Consider the following 16335-nt stretch of genomic DNA (forward strand, 5'->3'; position numbering starts at 1 on the left):
ACTGTACTCCCCGATTCCTCCGTTCAGTCCGTCGCCACGGCGTCGAGCACCGGCACCTTCAGCGCGCGTCGCGCCGGCGGCAATGCGGCCACGACGCCCACGAGGATCGACGCGGCGAGGAACACGCCCAATTGGCCCCATGGGACCGACAACCGTTCCAATCCGTTCGACGCGTACACCTCGCGGATCACCGCGCCCGCCGCGACGCCCGTCACGACGCCGAGCAGCGTGCCGAGCACGGCGATCAGCGACGCCTCGATCGCGAGCATGCCGCGCACCTGCCCGCGCGACGTGCCGATCGCGCGCAGCAGGCCGATCTCGCGCGTGCGTTCCGACACGCTCAGGGCGAGCGTGTTCACGATGCCGAACACGGCGATGACGATCGACAGGGCGAGCAGCGCGTACAGGATGATGAGGATCTGGTCGACCATCGTCGACATCGTCGACTTGAACTCGTCGCGGTCCTGCACGGTGATGACGTAGAACGGTTTGACCGCCTTGACGAGACGTTTCTTCACCGCGGCCGTGTCCGCGTGCGGAGCCGCGTTGATGAACAGCATGATCGTGAACATCGTGTTCTCGTTGTTGATCTGCTCCGCGCGCTCGTCATTCATCAGCACCATCGACCGGTAGACGGAGTTCTCGATGACCGCGCCGACCTTCATCTTCACATGCGTGGTCTCGGTGGTCGTGCGCACCAGCGTCGACGGGTCGACCGGCTGCGCCTGCCCGGCCATGAGCTTCGCCTGATAGTCGGCCTGCGCCTTCGCGGTCGCCTCCTCGTCGACGACGACGCGCCGGCCGTTGACCTGCACCGTGTCGCCGACCTTCCAGCCGTTGTCCTGCGCGACGGACAGCCCCACGACGAGTTCGCCGGACCTGAGCGCCCTGTCTGCGTCGCCGGAGTTCGCGACGGGCGCGAACACCTTCGAGAACAGGGACGGCTGTTCGGCGAACGTCATCGCCTGCGCCGCGTCGTCGCCGGAACCGTAGGTGACGCCCATGAGCATGCGGCTCTGCGACACGGAGGCGACGCCCTTGGTCTTCCTGATCGCCGTGACCGCCTCGTCGGGGATGCGACCGGAGGACGCGCTCATCGCGGTGAAATCGGATTTGAGCCCCGTGTCGACGATGCCGGCGACCGATGCCTTCGCCGACGAGGCGACCACGCCGAGGCAGCTGACGATCGCGACGCCGACGAACAGGGCGGCCGCCGTGTTCGCCGTGCGCCGTTTCTGCCGCGTCAGATTGCGCGCGGCGAGACGTCCCGTCACCGGGAACACGTGCGCGGGGACCCATCCGAGCACGACGCCGGCCGGGCCGACCAGCGCCGGCGCGAGCACGATCACGCCGACGACGATGAGCGCCGCGCCCGCGCCGAGCGGCCATCCGACGCCCAACCGCGACGCCAGATCGTTGAGGAACGCGATCGGCGTCGGCTCTCCTCCGTCGCCCGCCGCTGCGATGCGGTGGCAGAAGACCCAGCACAGGGAGCCGAACGCGATCATCGCGGCTCCGGCGACGCCGCGCGGCAGCACCGGCTTCTCCGGGTTCACGGTCTCGTTCATCGCCTGGATGGGCGGCGCGGTCGCCGCCCTGCGCGCCGGCAGCGCCGCGCCGACCAGCGTGACCGCGAGGCCGACGACGAGGCCAACGAGCATGTCCGTCGGGCCCGGATCGGCGGCGCCGGTCATCGGCGTGCCCGCCTGCGCGAGTCCGAACACGATGAGGCGCACCATGCCCCAGCCGAGCGCGATGCCCGCGCCCGAACCGATCAGGCCGAGCAGCAGCGCCTGCACGATCACCGTGGAGAACACCTGCGCGGGGGAGGCGCCCACCGAACGCAGCAGCGCGTAGCCGCGCATCGATTCGCGCACGATCATCGAGAACGTGTTCGCGATGATGAACGAGCCGACGAACAGGGCGATGATGCCGAAGATGAGGATCAGCGGCTGGATGAAGCCCAACTGGTCCTTGATGGACCGCGAGTATTCGTCGCGCAGCTGGTCGCCGGTGATCGCCGTGGCCTTCGCGTCCTTCGGCAGCGCGTCGTCGATGCGTTCGGCGAGCTCCCGCTGCTGCGCGTCGTCGAGGGGAGCGCCGCCGTCGGCGGAACCATACACGCCGATGACCTGGGTGACGCCGATTTCGCCGGTCTGCTCCTGCTGAAGGTCGCGTGCGACCGACGGGGCGAGGCCGATGATGATCGCGCCCGCCTGCGAGACGTCGGTATCGAAGACGCCGACCACCTTCACGTCCTCCGGGCCGGACGGGTAGACGAGCTTCGTCGTGTCGCCCACCGCGAGCCCCGCGGTCTCGGCGGCGAACGCGTGCAGGGCGATCTCGTGACGGTCCTTCGCCCAGCGCCCCTTGGTCAGATGCGTGGACCGCCATGTACCCTGTTCCAGGCCGATGCCCATCGTCGGCGAACCCATCGTGGAGACCGCGTTGCCGTCCTTGGCGACGAGCACGAGCGAACCGGACACGGAATACGTGACGCCCGCTGACTCGACGCCTTTCACCTTGGCGATGTCGTCGGCGAGCGACACGTCGATGTCGTTGTACGTCTTCAACGACGAGGACGAGTCCGAGCCTGTCCCCGTCGTCGCGGCGTCGTCCTTCTTCTCCTTGACGCCGCGCACGTACACGTCGGCGTCGGTGTTCGAGCCGAGCATCTGGTCGACCTGGTCGTTCATCATCGCGCGGAACGCGAACGAACCGACCACGAACGAGACGCCCAACGCGATCGCGATGATCGACATGACGAACCGCGACAGATGCGCCCGCGCGTCACGCAGCCCGATACGGATCATGCGGCCTCCTCGTCCCCCTCCGGTCCCCGCGCCTCGTCGCCTTCGGTGGCGAACTGCGCGAGGATCTCCTCGTACGTCGGGTGCCTGAGGTCGCGGGTGATGCGCCCGTCGGCGAGCACGAGCACGCGGTCCGCGTAGGAGGCGGCGCGCGGATCGTGCGTCACCATGACGATCGTCTGCCCGTACTCGCGCACCGAATCCTTGAGGAATCCGAGCACCTCGCGGCTGGACCGCGAGTCGAGGTTGCCGGTCGGCTCGTCCGCGAAGATCACGGAGGGGCGCGCCATGATCGCACGCGCGCAGGCGACGCGCTGCTGCTGGCCGCCGGACAGCTGGCTCGGCCGGTGCTTCAGGCGCGGGCGCAGGCCCACCACGTCGACGACCTTGTCGAACCATGCACGGTCGATGGGCCGTTTCGCGATCTGCAGCGGCAGGAGGATGTTCTCCTCCGCGGTGAGCGTGGGCACCAGGTTGAACGATTGGAAGATGAAGCCGATCTGGTCGCGGCGCAGCTTCGTCAATTGGCGCTGGCTCATCGACGAGACCTCGAGGCCTTCGACCAGCACACGGCCCGAGGTGGGCGTGTCGAGCCCGGCCATCATGTGCATGAGCGTGGACTTGCCTGAGCCGGACGGCCCCATGATCGCGGTCATCTCGCCGCGCGTGAACGCGACGTCCACATGGTCGAGGGCGGTGACGCGCGCGTCCGCGTCGCCGTATGTCTTCGTCAGGTCGATGGCCCGCGCCACGACCTCCCCGTCGTCGCGTCGTCCGACGTCGTTCCGATTCCCGTTCCGTCGTGCCGCATGTCGTGCCATCGCCGCCCCATTTCCCACTATCGCGAACGGTTATAGTCTATCGGAGAACGGCATGGAGGAAAGGATCGGCATGCGCTTCGACGACCGGTTGCGGGAGTTCCTCGCGTATCTCGGGGCGAACCGCGGGCTGAGCGCGAACACGCTCAAGGCGTACGGGACGGACGTGGGGGAGTGCCTGCATCTTCTGGAACTGCGCGGCGTCGAGGATCTGAACGAGGTGACGCTCGACGACCTGCGCGCGTGGATGGCGCACGAGTCGCGCTCGCACGCGCGCTCCAGCATGGCGCGCAAGACCGTCGCCGTACGCCGGTTCTTCGCGTGGGCGCACGGGCATGACGTGACCGCGACCGATCCGGCCGCCATGCTGATGACGCCGAAGATCCCCGGCACCCTGCCCGCCGTGCTCACCGAAGCGCAGGCGTCCCGGCTCATGGGCGAGGTCGAGGAGCGGGCGCACGGCGTGCCCCGCGGCGCAGGAGACGACGGCGGCGACGGGCGTGCGGCGGCCGGCGGCGTGACGCGGGACGGCGGCGCCGCCGATGACGGAGTCCTTGGCGAGGCAATGCGTCTGCGCGACGCGGCGATTCTCGAACTGCTGTACGCGACCGGCATCCGCGTGGCCGAACTCGTCGGACTCGACCTGACGGACGTGGATTTCGCGAACCGCACCGTCAGAGTCACCGGCAAGGGAAACAAGCAGCGGGTCGTGCCGTTCGGACTGCCCGCGTCGCGCGCGCTGGAATGGTGGATCGGACGCGGCCGGCCGCCCGTCCTTGCGGCGGCCGCGTCGCGCGACGCGCATGGCGCGCGCGGCGACGGACGGCGTTCCGTTCGCGACGGGCGAACGGAAACGGCACGTCGCGACACCGGGCGGGACGCGCGTGCGGACGCCGCGGCCGCGCTGTTCCTCGGCGCGCGCGGCGGGCGGCTCGACCAGCGCATCGTCCGCCGCGTCGTGCACGAGGCGTCGCGGCGCGCCGGCGTGCCCGACGTCTCGCCGCACGCGCTGCGCCACTCGGCCGCCACGCACCTGCTCGACGGGGGAGCGGACCTGCGCGAGGTGCAGGAGATGCTCGGCCACTCCTCGCTCAAGACGACGCAGCGCTACACGCACGTCTCGATCGAACAGCTGAAGTCGCGCTACGCGCAGGCGTTCCCGCGCGCGTGATCCGGGAGCGGCGCGGGCGCGGCCGACGATGTCCGGAATGTGGAACGGCGGCGACGATGACGTGATTCCCGGAGAACCGGGACGGAACCGGCAGGAAACGCCAAGGTCTTTCACCGAATATTCGCAATTCGGTAACACAACGTCTCCGTTCTGCGGCACAATGGGACGCGATCAGCAAGGGGGTTGGCTGGCCGTGAGGCCACCGGCCCCCTTCGCGTGACAGGGCGCGGAACCCCCGCGCCCGGATGAAACAGGAGAATCCATATGAAGAAGAAAGCCTTCGCGATCGCCGCGGCCGTGTGCGCCGTCGCGACCATGCTGGGCGGCTGCGGCTCTTCGAACAACGCCGGCAGCAGCACCGCTTCGAACAACATCATCACCTCGTACGCCTCCGAGCCGCAGAACCCGCTGATCCCGGGCAACACCAACGAGACCGGCGGCGGCAAGCCGGGCGACCTGCTGTTCGCCCGCCTCGTCTCCTTCGACGCCAAGGGCAACGCCTCCAACGAAGTGGCCGAGTCCATCACCCCGAACGACGACGCCACCCAGTACACGATCAAGCTCAAGGACGGCTGGAAGTTCACCGACGGCACCCCGGTGACCGCCGAGTCCTTCACCAAGTCCTGGAGCTACACCGCCAACGCGAAGAACGCGCAGAAGTGCTCCTCCTTCTTCTCCACCATCAAGGGCTTCAACGAGCTGCAGGACGCCAAGAACCTGAAGGGCGACGAGCAGCTCTCCGGCCTCAAGGTCGTCGACGACCACACCTTCACCGTCGACATGTCCCAGCCGGACGCCACCTTCCCGATCAAGGTCGGCTACCTGGCGTTCGCCCCGCTGCCGGAATCCTTCTACAAGGATCCGAAGGCCTTCGGCGAGGCCCCGGTCGGCAACGGCCCGTACAAGTTCTCCAAGTGGGATCACAACAAGGAGATCGACCTCGTCAAGAACCCCGACTACAAGGGCAATGACGTGGCCAAGAACGACGGCGTGACCTTCAAGATCTACACCGACGACAAGGCCGCCTACGCCGACATCCAGGCCGGCAACCTCGACGTGATGGAGTCCGTCCCGGCCTCCGCCACCAAGACCTTCCAGAAGGATCCGAAGGTCCAGGCCTACAACAAGGCCGGCTCCGTCTCCCAGACCTTCACCATCCCGTCCAACCTCGAGCACTTCCAGACCAACACCGAGGAGGGCCAGCTCCGTCGCCAGGCCATCTCCATGGCCATCAACCGCAAGCAGCTGACCGAGAAGGTCCTCGGCGGCGTCGCCACCCCGGCCAAGGACTTCACCTCCCCGCTCACCCCGGGCTACTCCAGCAGCCTCAAGGGCGAGGGCAACCTCGAGTTCAACCCGACCAAGGCCAAGGAGCTGTGGGCCAAGGCCGACGCCATCTCCAAGTACGACGGCCAGCTCACCTTCGCCTACAACGCCGACGGCGGCGCCAAGCCGATCTACGACGCCATCGTCAACCAGCTGAAGAACAACCTGGGCATCGACGCGGCCACCAACCCGATGCCGACCTTCCAGGAGTTCCGTGACGCGGTCACCAACCGCCAGATCAAGGGCGCCTTCCGCACCGGCTGGCAGCCGGACTACCCGTCCGCCGAGAACTACCTGTTCCAGCTGTACGCCTCCGCCGCCGCGGACGGCAACGGCTCCAACGACGGCGACTACAAGAACGCCGAGTTCGACAAGCTGATGGACGAGGCCTACGCCGCCAAGACCACCGACGCCGCCAACAAGATCTACCAGCAGTCGCAGGAGATCCTCCTCAACGACCTGCCGGCCATCCCGCTGTACTACTCCAACGCCGCCGGCGTTGCGAGCACCAGCGTCAAGGGCTTCGAGATGAACTGGCAGAACCTGCCGGTCTACGAGGAGCTGACCAAGTGAGCCTGACGCTCGCCTGATCCGATTCGTCTCTCGAATCGAGACCACAAGGGGACGGAACCCATCCGGGTTCCGTCCCCTTCGTCGTATCCCGTCCACCTGTGATTCATCATTGTGAAACATTCGTGTCGGCACATAGGGTAAACTAACGGGGTACTGAGCGACCGGCCAGGGCGGCTTCGACGCGCCCGAAAGGCGCATCCGAACGGCGTCACGCACCGGTCCGTGAAACAAGGAGAAACCGATGGGCAAATATCTTCTGCGCCGTATCCTGCAGATGATCCCCGTGGTTCTCGGTGCGACGCTTCTGGTCTATGCGCTCGTCTTCGCGCTGCCGGGTGATCCGGTCAAGGCGATGTTCGGCGACAAGCCCGTCAACGAAGCGGTCGCCGCCCAGATCCGCGCCGAATACAACCTCGACAAGCCATTCATCATCCAGTACCTGCTGTTCCTCAAGAACGCGTTCACGCTGGACTTCGGCAACACGTTCGCCGGGCAGCCGGTCATCGACGAGATCGGACGCGCGTTCCCCGTCACCATCAAGCTGGCGGTCATGGCGTTCGTCTTCGAAGCGGTCTTCGGCGTGGTGTTCGGCATCATCTCCGGACTGAAGAAGGGCAAGTGGTACGACTCGGTCATCCTGATCGTCTCCCTGCTGCTCATCTCCGTGCCGACGTTCGTCACCGGCTTCGCCGGCCAGTACTTCCTCGGCGTGCAGTGGAGCCTCATCCCCGTCACGGCCAGTGCCAACCCGACGTTCACCGAGCTGCTCTTCCCGGCGATGGTGCTGGGATCGGTCTCGATGGCGTACATCATCCGACTCACCCGTTCCGAGGTCTCGTCGAACATCGCCCTCGACTATGTGCGCACCGCGCGCGCCAAGGGCATGTCGAACAAGTCAGTGATGGTCCGCCACGTGCTGCGCAACTCGCTCATCCCCGTCGTCACCTACCTCGGCCAGGATCTCGGCGCGCTCATGGGCGGCGCCATGATCACCGAGCAGATCTTCAACATCCACGGCGTCGGCTTCCTCACCTACCAGAGCATCCTCAAGGGCGAAGGCAACCTCGTCGTCTCCATTGTCACGCTGCTGCTGCTCGTGTTCGTGATCTGCAACCTGATCGTTGACCTGCTGTACGCGGCGCTCGACCCGCGCATCCGCTACGAGTGACGAGGGAGGAAAGGACATCATGACCGACGAAACCAAACCCGCCGTCTACGAGACGCTGCCCGGCCAGGAGCGCTACGTCGCCCCGCTCGACGAGACCCCGCTGCAGGCCGTCGACAAGGTCGACGAATCCGCCCCCGCCACGAGCATGTGGGCCGACGCGTGGCGCACGCTGCGCAAGAACCCGCTGTTCATCATCTCCGGCGTGCTCATCGTGTGCATCGTCTTCGTGGCGCTCTTCCCGGGCATCATCACGAAGATCGACCCGAACTACTGCAACCTCGACAACTCGCTCGAGCCCGCCGAGGCCGGCCACCCGTTCGGCTACGACTTCCAGGGCTGCGACGTGTTCGCACGCACCGTCTACGGCACCCGCACCTCGCTGTCCGTGGGCCTGCTGACCACGATTATCGTCGTGGCCATCGGCACGCTCATCGGCGCGGTCGCCGGCTTCTGCGGCGGCTGGGTCGACGCGCTGCTGAGCCGCATCATCGACATCTTCTACTCGATCCCGTTCCTGCTGGGCGCCATCGTCGTCCTGCAGATGTTCCGCACCTCCACCTCCATCTGGAAGGTCGTGCTCGTGCTCGCCCTGTTCGGCTGGGTGTCCACCGCGCGTATCGCCCGCGGCTCGGTGATGGAGGCGAAGAACCTCGAGTTCAACACCGCGTCCACCGCGCTCGGCTCCACGCCGATGAGGAACCTGTTCCACCACATCATCCCGAATGCGCTCGCCCCGATCATCGTCATCGGCACCACGTCCCTCGGCTCCTACATCGTGTCCGAGGCGACGCTGAGCTTCCTCGGCGTGGGCCTGCCGACCACGACCGTCAGCTGGGGCGGCGACATCTCGCAGGCGCAGGTCAACCTGATGACCAACCCGATGGTCCTGTTCTACCCGTCCGTGGCGCTGGCCATCACCGTGCTGAGCTTCATCATGATGGGCGACGCCGTCAAGGACGCCCTCGATCCGAAGAGCCGCACGGCCTGAGTGTGAGGTAGGAAGACAAATGGAAAACACGAACGATGCCAAGATCGTCGAGATGCAGAAGGCCCACGGCCCGCTGCTCGAGGTGAAGAACCTCGCCATCGACTTCACCACCGACGACAAGCGCGCCGTGCACGCCGTGCGCAACGCGTCCTTCTCCGTCTACCCTGGCCAGTGGGTGGCCATCGTCGGCGAATCCGGCTCCGGCAAGTCCACATCCGCCATGGCCGTGCTCGGCCTGCTGCCCGGCACCGGCCACGTGGTCGGCGGCTCCATCAAGCTTGACGGCCAGGAGCTCACGGGCCTGAAGCCGAAGGACTTCGACAAGCTGCGCGGCGACAAGATGGGCCTCGTCCCGCAGGACCCGATGAGCAACCTCAATCCGGTGTACCGCATCGGCACGCAGGTCAAGGAGGCGCTCACCGCCAACAACATGGACGTGGCGCACGAGAAGCGCTCCGCCCTCGCCAAGGCCCTGGCCGGCGAGGAGGCGGACGTCGAGCTCAAGGGCAACGACGACGAGACGTTCGTCGGATCCGCCGAGCTGCCCGCCCTGCTCGACGCCGCCAAGGCCGCGCTGGCCGAGGCCGGCGTCGGCGAGGGGGCGGTCGCCAAGTCCATGGACTACTTCAAGGGCGAGTGGGTGCCCGGCTCCGAGACCCGTTGGCGCGTCGCCGACGACCTCATCAAGGCCGGCGTCGCCGACGACAAGGCATGGGCGATCGCCAAGGCCCACGTCACCGGCTCCACCGTGGACGACCGCATCGCGGGCCTGCTGAGCGAGGCCGGCCTGCCCGACGCGGCCACCCGCGCCCGCCAGTACCCGCACGAGTTCTCCGGCGGCATGCGCCAGCGCGCGCTCATCGCCATCGGCCTCGCCTGCCGACCCGACCTGCTCATCGCCGACGAGCCGACCTCCGCGCTCGACGTGACCGTGCAGAAGAAGATCCTCGACCATCTGCACATGCTCACCGACTCGCTCGGAACCGCCGTGCTGTTCATCACCCACGATCTGGGCCTCGCCGCCGAGCGCGCCCAGCACATCGTCGTGATGTACAAGGGCCAGGTCGTCGAATCCGGTCCGTCGCTCGAAGTGCTCCAGCACCCGCAGCACCCGTACACGAAGCGTCTTGTCGCGGCCGCCCCGTCGCTCGCCTCCCAGCGCATCATCTCCGCGCACGAGCGCGGCGAGGATGCGGACGCGTTGCTCGAGCACCACGTCGTCGGCGAGGAGAAGCTCGAGAAGAGCGAGAACGTCATCGTCGTCGACCATCTGACCAAGGAGTTCAAGCTCCCGCGCAAGAAGGAGATGTTCAAGGCCGTCGACGACGTGTCCTTCTCCGTCAAGCGCGGCTCCACGCTGGCCATCGTCGGCGAATCCGGCTCCGGCAAGTCCACCGTGGCGAACATGGTGTTGAAGCTCCTGACGCCCACCTCCGGCAAGGCGCTCTACGAGGGCAAGGACATCGCCTCCCTCACGGGCAAGGAGCTCCTCGAGTTCCGCCGCCACGTGCAGCCGGTGTTCCAGAACCCGTACGGCTCGCTCGACCCGATGTATTCGATCTACCGTTCCATCGAGGAGCCGCTGCGCATCCACGGCATCGGCGACAAGACGAGCCGCGCCAAGCGCGTGCGCGAGTTGCTCGACATGGTCGAACTGCCCGAGTCCGTGATGACCCGCTACCCGAACGAGCTGTCCGGCGGCCAGCGCCAGCGCATCGCCATCGCGCGAGCCATGGCCCTCAACCCGGACGTGATCGTGTGCGACGAGGCGGTCTCCGCCCTCGACGTGCTCGTGCAGGACCAGGTGCTGCACCTGCTCAACGACCTGCAGGCCGAGAAGGGCCTGAGCTACCTGTTCATCACCCACGATCTGGCCGTCGTCCGCCAGATCGCCGACGAGGTCGTGGTGATGCAGCATGGCCGCCTGGTCGAGCACGCCACCACCGACGAGGTGTTCAACCACCCGAAGATGCAGTACACCCGCGACCTGCTCGATGCCATCCCCGGCGGCAAGCTCCAGCTCGGCCTCGACTGAGCCTTAGTCCTTTCCCTCGGCCCCCTCTGACGAGGGGGCTCCCGGCGAAGCCGGGTGGGGGAGAGATTAGGCATGCATGACGAAAGGCCCCCTCTCACACGAGTGAGAGGGGGCCTTTCGTCATGCATGCCCGTATAGTGAGCCGCATGATCTCCATCACGACATCGAACATGAACGGCATCCGCGCGGCGAAACGCAAGGGCGTGGAGGAGTGGGCGCGACGCAACACGCCCGACGTGTGGTGCATGCAGGAGGTGCGCGCCCCGCAGGCCGAGCTCGACCCGATCCTCGACGGTCTCGCCGCCGACTACGCGGAGGCGGGCCGCGTCGAGGGCCCGGCCGCGCTGCACCGCGTCAACGAGGTGTGCCGCGTCAAGGGCCGCGCCGGCGTCGCCCTGCTCTCCGATCTGGAGGTGACCGCCGTGCGTCACGGTCTGCCCGGCCTCGACGAGGACGTCGATTCGGGCCGTTGGATCGAGGCGGACGTCGTCACCCCGCAAGGCTATTCGATCACCGTCGCATGCGTGTACGTGCACGCCGGCAACGCCGACGACGCGACGAAGATGGCGCAGAAGTTCCGCTTCCTCGACACGATGCTCACGCGCATGGGCGAACTGCGTGACGAGGCGGCGAAGGGCGGACGCCAGGCCGTGCTGTGCGGCGACTTCAACATCGCGCACACGCCGCTCGACATCAAGAACGCGAAGGGCAACGTGAAGCACGCGGGCTTCCTGCCCGAGGAGCGCGCCTACGTGGACCGGTGGCTTGACGAGTACGAGTTCGTCGACGTGATGCGCGACCTCGCCGGCGACATCCAGGGACCGTACACGTGGTGGAGCCAGCGCGGCCGCGCCTTCGACAACAACGTCGGCTGGCGTCTCGACTACCAGTTCGCCACGCCGGAGCTCGCCGAGACCGCGCGCGGATTCGTCATCGACAAGGCGCCCGCCTACGATCTGCGCTGGTCCGACCACGCGCCCCTCACCATCCGCTACGACGTGTGACCTACGGGCAGCCGAAGGTGTTAGGCTTAACAGGGTCGCAACCGTAAAGAACGTAGCAACGAAACGAGGAACCATGGGACTGTTCGGATTCGGCAAGAAGAAGGACAAGGCCGCGAAGGCCGCCGTCGAGACCGAGGACGAGGACGCGAAGGCCGCCGCGGCCGCGAACGCCGCCGCCAAGGCCGACAGCGAGACCGCCGAGGAGACGGCCGCCGCGGCCCTGCCGGAGGCGAGCAGCGAATACGCGGGACGCGGCGAGGAACGCGGCCCGTGGGACGTGGACGACGAGGACGTGCCCGACTACGACGACTACCTCGACCTCGGCGCCTACTACCTGCCGTTCATGCAGCACATCGAGCTGCGCATCAAGGCGAACCGCGCCACCCGCGCCATCCTCGGCTCCACCATCACCTACAAGAACTCCAGCCTGGAGATCGAGGCGTACGCCGCGCCGAAGACTCTCGGCCTGTGGGAGGATTGGCGCGACGACTTCCTCGCCGCCAACAAGAAGGCCTCCGCCGTCGAAGGCGTGTTCGGTACCGAGCTGCGCCTGCCCGTCGAGATCAAGGGCGGCAAGACCCTCACCACGCGCATCGTCGGCGTGGACGGCCCCCGCTGGATGCTGCGCGGCATCTTCTCCGGCGTGGCCGCCACCGATCCGGACGCCGAGGAGACCGAGGCGCTGAACCGCTTCTTCTCCGACATCGTCGTCGAGCGCGGCGACGAGCCGCTCGCCCCGCGCGACCTCATCCCCATGCACCCGCCGGTCAGCCCGTCCGAGCGCCGGGCCGCGAAGGCCGCCGCCGAAGGCGAGACCGAAGCGCAGGGCAAGGATCACCTGAAGGACGTCCCCACCCGTCCGGACGGCCCGCTGAGCCAGGACCAGCAGACGGAGGTCAAGACCACGCTCTCGCGCGGCCCGATGTTCTCCGAAGTCCGCTGACGTGGGCGCGAACGTGGCCGATCCGAATCAGAGGAAGCGCACCGGTCTCGGCGCACTCGCCGGGGCCGGTGACCGTGCCGGCGACGGCGCGGGGGAGGACTTCTCCGTCATCGAGGCGATTGGCGGCCCGCGCGGCGTCGTCGAATCGATGCTGCCCGGCGTCGTGTTCGTCGTCCTGTTCATCGCGACGAACGACCTGAACCTCACCATCGGCGTGTCCGCCGCGCTGGCCGTCATCCAGGTGCTCGCGCGTCTCATCCAACGCCAATCGGTGATGGGCGCGCTGAGCGGCCTCATCGCCGTGGGCATCTGCCTCGTCTGGGCGTGGAAGAGCCACGAGGCCCGCAACTACTACATGCTGGGCTTCCTCACGAACGGCGTGTACGCGGCGCTGCTCGCCGTCTCGCTCGCCGCGCGCGTGCCCGGCCTCGGCCTCGTCATCGAATTCATCCGCCAGATGCCCACCGAACGGTTCCGCGCATGGTTCCACGACTGGATGGACGACAAGGCGCTGAAACGCGCGTACATGATCATCACCGCCCTGTGGCTGGGCCTGTTCGCCCTGCGCCTCGCCGTGCAGGTGCCGCTCTACATGACCGATCATGTGGCAGCGCTCGGCGTGACCCGTCTCCTCATGGGCATCCCGTTCTGGGCGCTCGCCATCTGGGTGAGCTACCTCGTCATCGCGACGCCCCTGCACCGCCACAAGGCGGCCGCACGCGCCCGCGAGGCGACCGAATAGACCGAATAGGTATCGAAAAACCGAAGACACAGCCGAAGAAGACACACCGAAAAGGAACCCATGGAAGCCGAAGTCCGCATCGAACGCTACGCCGACCAGGGCCGCTGCGTCGCCCACATCGACGGACGCGTCGTGTTCGTCCGTTTCGCCCTGCCCGGCGAGCATGTCCGCATCGCGCTCGACGAGCCGCACGACCGCGACGACCGGTTCTGGACCGGCGAGGTCGTCGAGGTCATCGAACCGAGCGACGACCGCGTCCCGCCCGCATGGCCGCTCGCCGGCCCGCTCGCCATGGGCGGCGGCGTCGGCGGCGCCGACCTCGTGCACGTCTCCCTGCCCGGCCAGCTCACGTGGAAGGCGGTCACCGTCTCCGAACAGCTGAGCCGGCTCGGCCATATCGACGTGGCCGTGCCCATCGAACGTGAGGACGGCGACGAGGCGCTCGGCGGCTTCCACTGGCGCACGCGCATCGAGATGATCGCCGACGAGGATGGCCGTCCGTCGATGCGCCGCCGCGGCACGCACGTGCGCGTCCCCCTCGACACGATGCCCCTCGCCACGACGACCCTGCTCGACGTGGCCGCCGGGCGGCACGTGTGGGACGGCGGCTTCGAACCCGGCTCGCAGATCCGACTCGCCGTGCCCGAACCGCGCGGAGGCGTCGCCATCCGCGACAATCACGCGATCCTCGTCGACGGCGAACTGACCGCCGGTTCGCGTGTGCTCAACGAGCAGGTCACGGTCGCCGGCACCACGTTCACCTACGAGGTCGACGCGAACGGATTCTGGCAGGTGCACCGCGAGGCGCCCGTCGCGCTTGCGAACCATGTGATCGACCTGGCGCGCCGCGAACTCGACGGTCGCGACGACGCCGTCATCTGGGACCTCTACTCCGGCTCCGGACTGTTCACGCTGCCGCTGGCGACGCTCGTCACCCCGCGCACGCGCATGTTCAGCGTCGAAGGCGGCCGCGACGCGGTCAAAAGCCAGCAGCGCAACCTGCGCCGCATGGACCTCGCGGACGTGGATGCGCGTTGCGGCGACGTCGCGCGCACGCTCGCGCACGTGCCCGCGCATCTCGCGAAGCCCGACTTCATCGTGCTCGACCCGCCGCGCGCCGGCGCCCGCGCCAAGGTGTGTCGTCAGATGGCCGAGGCGGGCGCACGCTCCATCATCTACATCGCATGCGATCCGACGTCGCTCGCGCGCGACACGGGCACGCTGCGCGGCCTCGGCTACGAGCTCGCCGACGTGCGCGCCTACGACATCTACCCGATGACCCACCACGTCGAGACCGTGGCACTGTTCCGCCGCGGAGGGGACGCCGCGTGACGGGGGGTGCCGCCTTGCGGCATACGGTGATCCAGACGGTTCGTGCCGTCGTATGCTCGTTGTGCGCCGTGGCGCTGCTGGTGCCGGCCGCGTGCGCGCCTCGCGGCACCGCGGTCGGCGACACGCAGGGCCACACGCCGTCCATCGCGCACGTCGGCACGGTACGCGACGACGCGGTGATCGGCGTCGTCGGCTCCGCCACGGCCGCCGCCGATTCGGTGGTGTTGGACGCGTTCGCCGACGCCGGATTGGAGGCCGTGTACGTGTCGGTGAAGGATTCCGGGGATTCCTCTGGGTCTTCCAGTTCCTCCGCTGGGTCCGGTTCCGATGATTCCGCGGCGGCCGCCGCCCGCGCCCAGCAGGGCGTGCGCGACATGGTCTCGCGCGTCGTGAACCTCATCATCATCGCCGACATCGACGTCACGGCCGACGCGGACGGCTGGAACTCCGCGTTGCGCGACGCCCGCGACGCCGGCATCCCCGTCGCGTTGCTCTCGCCCGTGCATGCGCCCGCCGACGAGCGTCTCTACGCCGCCACGCTCACCATCAACGACCGCGCCGCCGACGCCATCCCGATCGACGATGCCGCCATGACCATCCTCAACGACGAACCCCACGCCCGCCGGATCACCGTCAGCACGGTTCGGTAGGGGTAGGGGAGTCGGACGGCCAGGCTGCGCATCACATGCGTGCCGCCCGACTGCCATTCCTCTTGGCTCTTGCCATTCCACGTCGGTTCCGTGCCATGCTTGGCGCGGAACCGGCGCCGGGCATCCTCCAAGCGTCGTTTCCGTGCCACCCATAGCGCACTCCCGACGCTAAGAGCTCTTCCAGCGTCGTTTCCGCGCCAAGTTTGGCAGGCCGCCAACGCTCATGCCCCGTCAGAGTCAGGGTTGTGCCATCCTTGGCGCGCTTCCGACGCCAGCGGCCTCCCGAGCGTCGTTTCCGTGCCAAGCACCGCTCCCAAGCGACACCAATGGCACATCGACGACGCAGACATCACATCGATATGATGGGTCCGACTTGTGTGCGCATCTCCGTGTTCTTTCGGGTGTGCCAGGGTGAGGGTGATGACGGTGTGATGTCGGTCGCAAGCCGATAGGAGGAGTGCGTTATGAGTGTCGCCGCGAGGATGTTCGATGCGGGCGTCGACCCTGATGTGATTCGCGCGTACGCCGCGCTCGGCATTGATTTGGATCAGGCCATGACGTTCGTCGAATTCGCCGAGGTGATCGGCACCGTCATGCAGGAGGAGCTGGAGCGTTACGACGACGGCTCCGACGATGAGGCGTACGTGCTGCGGGGAGCTCACATCGGCCATTTCAAAGACGCCGTGAAGAACGGCGTCATGCAGCACATGCTGGAACGTTGGTAGAGCTCCTGCATAAAGGAAAGAATGAAAACGGAATACGCCCCGAATACTTG

General features: G+C 67.5%; 13 protein-coding genes. 11 read left to right on the top strand and 2 right to left on the bottom strand.

Annotated elements, in window-relative coordinates:
• Positions 1-23 precede the first annotated feature (23 nt).
• Both AC1AYD_RS00900 and AC1AYD_RS00905 read right to left on the bottom strand, forming a co-directional pair.
• Complete coding sequence (locus AC1AYD_RS00900) at positions 24-2813, bottom strand: ABC transporter permease (RefSeq protein ID WP_476501908.1); 2790 nt, start codon at positions 2811-2813, stop codon at positions 24-26.
• A complete protein-coding gene (locus AC1AYD_RS00905; RefSeq protein ID WP_476501907.1) occupies positions 2810-3631 on the bottom strand; it encodes an ABC transporter ATP-binding protein in 822 nt (273 codons plus the stop codon). The genes AC1AYD_RS00900 and AC1AYD_RS00905 overlap by 4 nt, the downstream gene beginning before the upstream one ends.
• Before the next feature lie 52 nt (positions 3632-3683).
• On the opposite strand from AC1AYD_RS00905, the gene AC1AYD_RS00910 reads away from it, so the two are divergent.
• The 11 genes from AC1AYD_RS00910 to AC1AYD_RS00960 all read left to right on the top strand — a co-directional run bounded on the left by AC1AYD_RS00910 (position 3684) and on the right by AC1AYD_RS00960 (position 16285).
• Positions 3684-4799, top strand: a complete 1116-nt coding sequence (locus tag AC1AYD_RS00910; RefSeq protein ID WP_476501906.1) for a tyrosine recombinase XerC — start codon at positions 3684-3686, stop codon at positions 4797-4799.
• Between the two features lie 264 nt (positions 4800-5063).
• The gene (locus tag AC1AYD_RS00915; RefSeq protein ID WP_476501905.1) at positions 5064-6698 is read left to right on the top strand and encodes a peptide ABC transporter substrate-binding protein; all 1635 of its coding nucleotides are present in this window, start codon (positions 5064-5066) and stop codon (positions 6696-6698) included.
• Between the two features lie 241 nt (positions 6699-6939).
• Positions 6940-7866, top strand: coding sequence for an ABC transporter permease (locus tag AC1AYD_RS00920; protein ID WP_476501904.1), 927 nt, complete (start codon positions 6940-6942; stop codon positions 7864-7866).
• Positions 7867-7885: 19 nt separating this feature from the next.
• Positions 7886-8854 (top strand): ABC transporter permease, encoded by a 969-nt coding sequence (locus tag AC1AYD_RS00925; RefSeq protein ID WP_476501903.1) that lies wholly within the window; start codon positions 7886-7888, stop codon positions 8852-8854.
• A gap of 19 nt (positions 8855-8873) precedes the next feature.
• Complete coding sequence (locus AC1AYD_RS00930) at positions 8874-10889, top strand: dipeptide ABC transporter ATP-binding protein (RefSeq protein ID WP_476501902.1); 2016 nt, start codon at positions 8874-8876, stop codon at positions 10887-10889.
• Positions 10890-11035: 146 nt separating this feature from the next.
• Positions 11036-11893 carry an exodeoxyribonuclease III gene (locus tag AC1AYD_RS00935; protein WP_476501901.1) on the top strand — a complete coding sequence of 286 codons (858 nt, stop codon included), beginning with the start codon at positions 11036-11038 and terminating at the stop codon, positions 11891-11893.
• Positions 11894-11966: 73 nt separating this feature from the next.
• Positions 11967-12836 carry a DUF3710 domain-containing protein gene (locus tag AC1AYD_RS00940; RefSeq protein ID WP_476501900.1) on the top strand — a complete coding sequence of 290 codons (870 nt, stop codon included), beginning with the start codon at positions 11967-11969 and terminating at the stop codon, positions 12834-12836.
• Positions 12837-12849: 13 nt separating this feature from the next.
• Complete coding sequence (locus AC1AYD_RS00945; RefSeq protein WP_476501899.1) at positions 12850-13578, top strand: DUF3159 domain-containing protein; 729 nt, start codon at positions 12850-12852, stop codon at positions 13576-13578.
• A 60-nt stretch (positions 13579-13638) separates the two neighbouring features.
• Complete coding sequence (locus tag AC1AYD_RS00950; RefSeq protein WP_476501898.1) at positions 13639-14910, top strand: class I SAM-dependent RNA methyltransferase; 1272 nt, start codon at positions 13639-13641, stop codon at positions 14908-14910.
• Positions 14907-15560 (top strand): type 1 periplasmic-binding domain-containing protein, encoded by a 654-nt coding sequence (locus AC1AYD_RS00955; protein WP_476501897.1) that lies wholly within the window; start codon positions 14907-14909, stop codon positions 15558-15560. The genes AC1AYD_RS00950 and AC1AYD_RS00955 overlap by 4 nt, the downstream gene beginning before the upstream one ends.
• A gap of 464 nt (positions 15561-16024) precedes the next feature.
• A complete protein-coding gene (locus AC1AYD_RS00960; RefSeq protein WP_476501896.1) occupies positions 16025-16285 on the top strand; it encodes a hypothetical protein in 261 nt (86 codons plus the stop codon).
• Positions 16286-16335: the final 50 nt, after the last annotated feature.

The organism is Bifidobacterium sp. LH_426 (assembly GCF_056356875.1).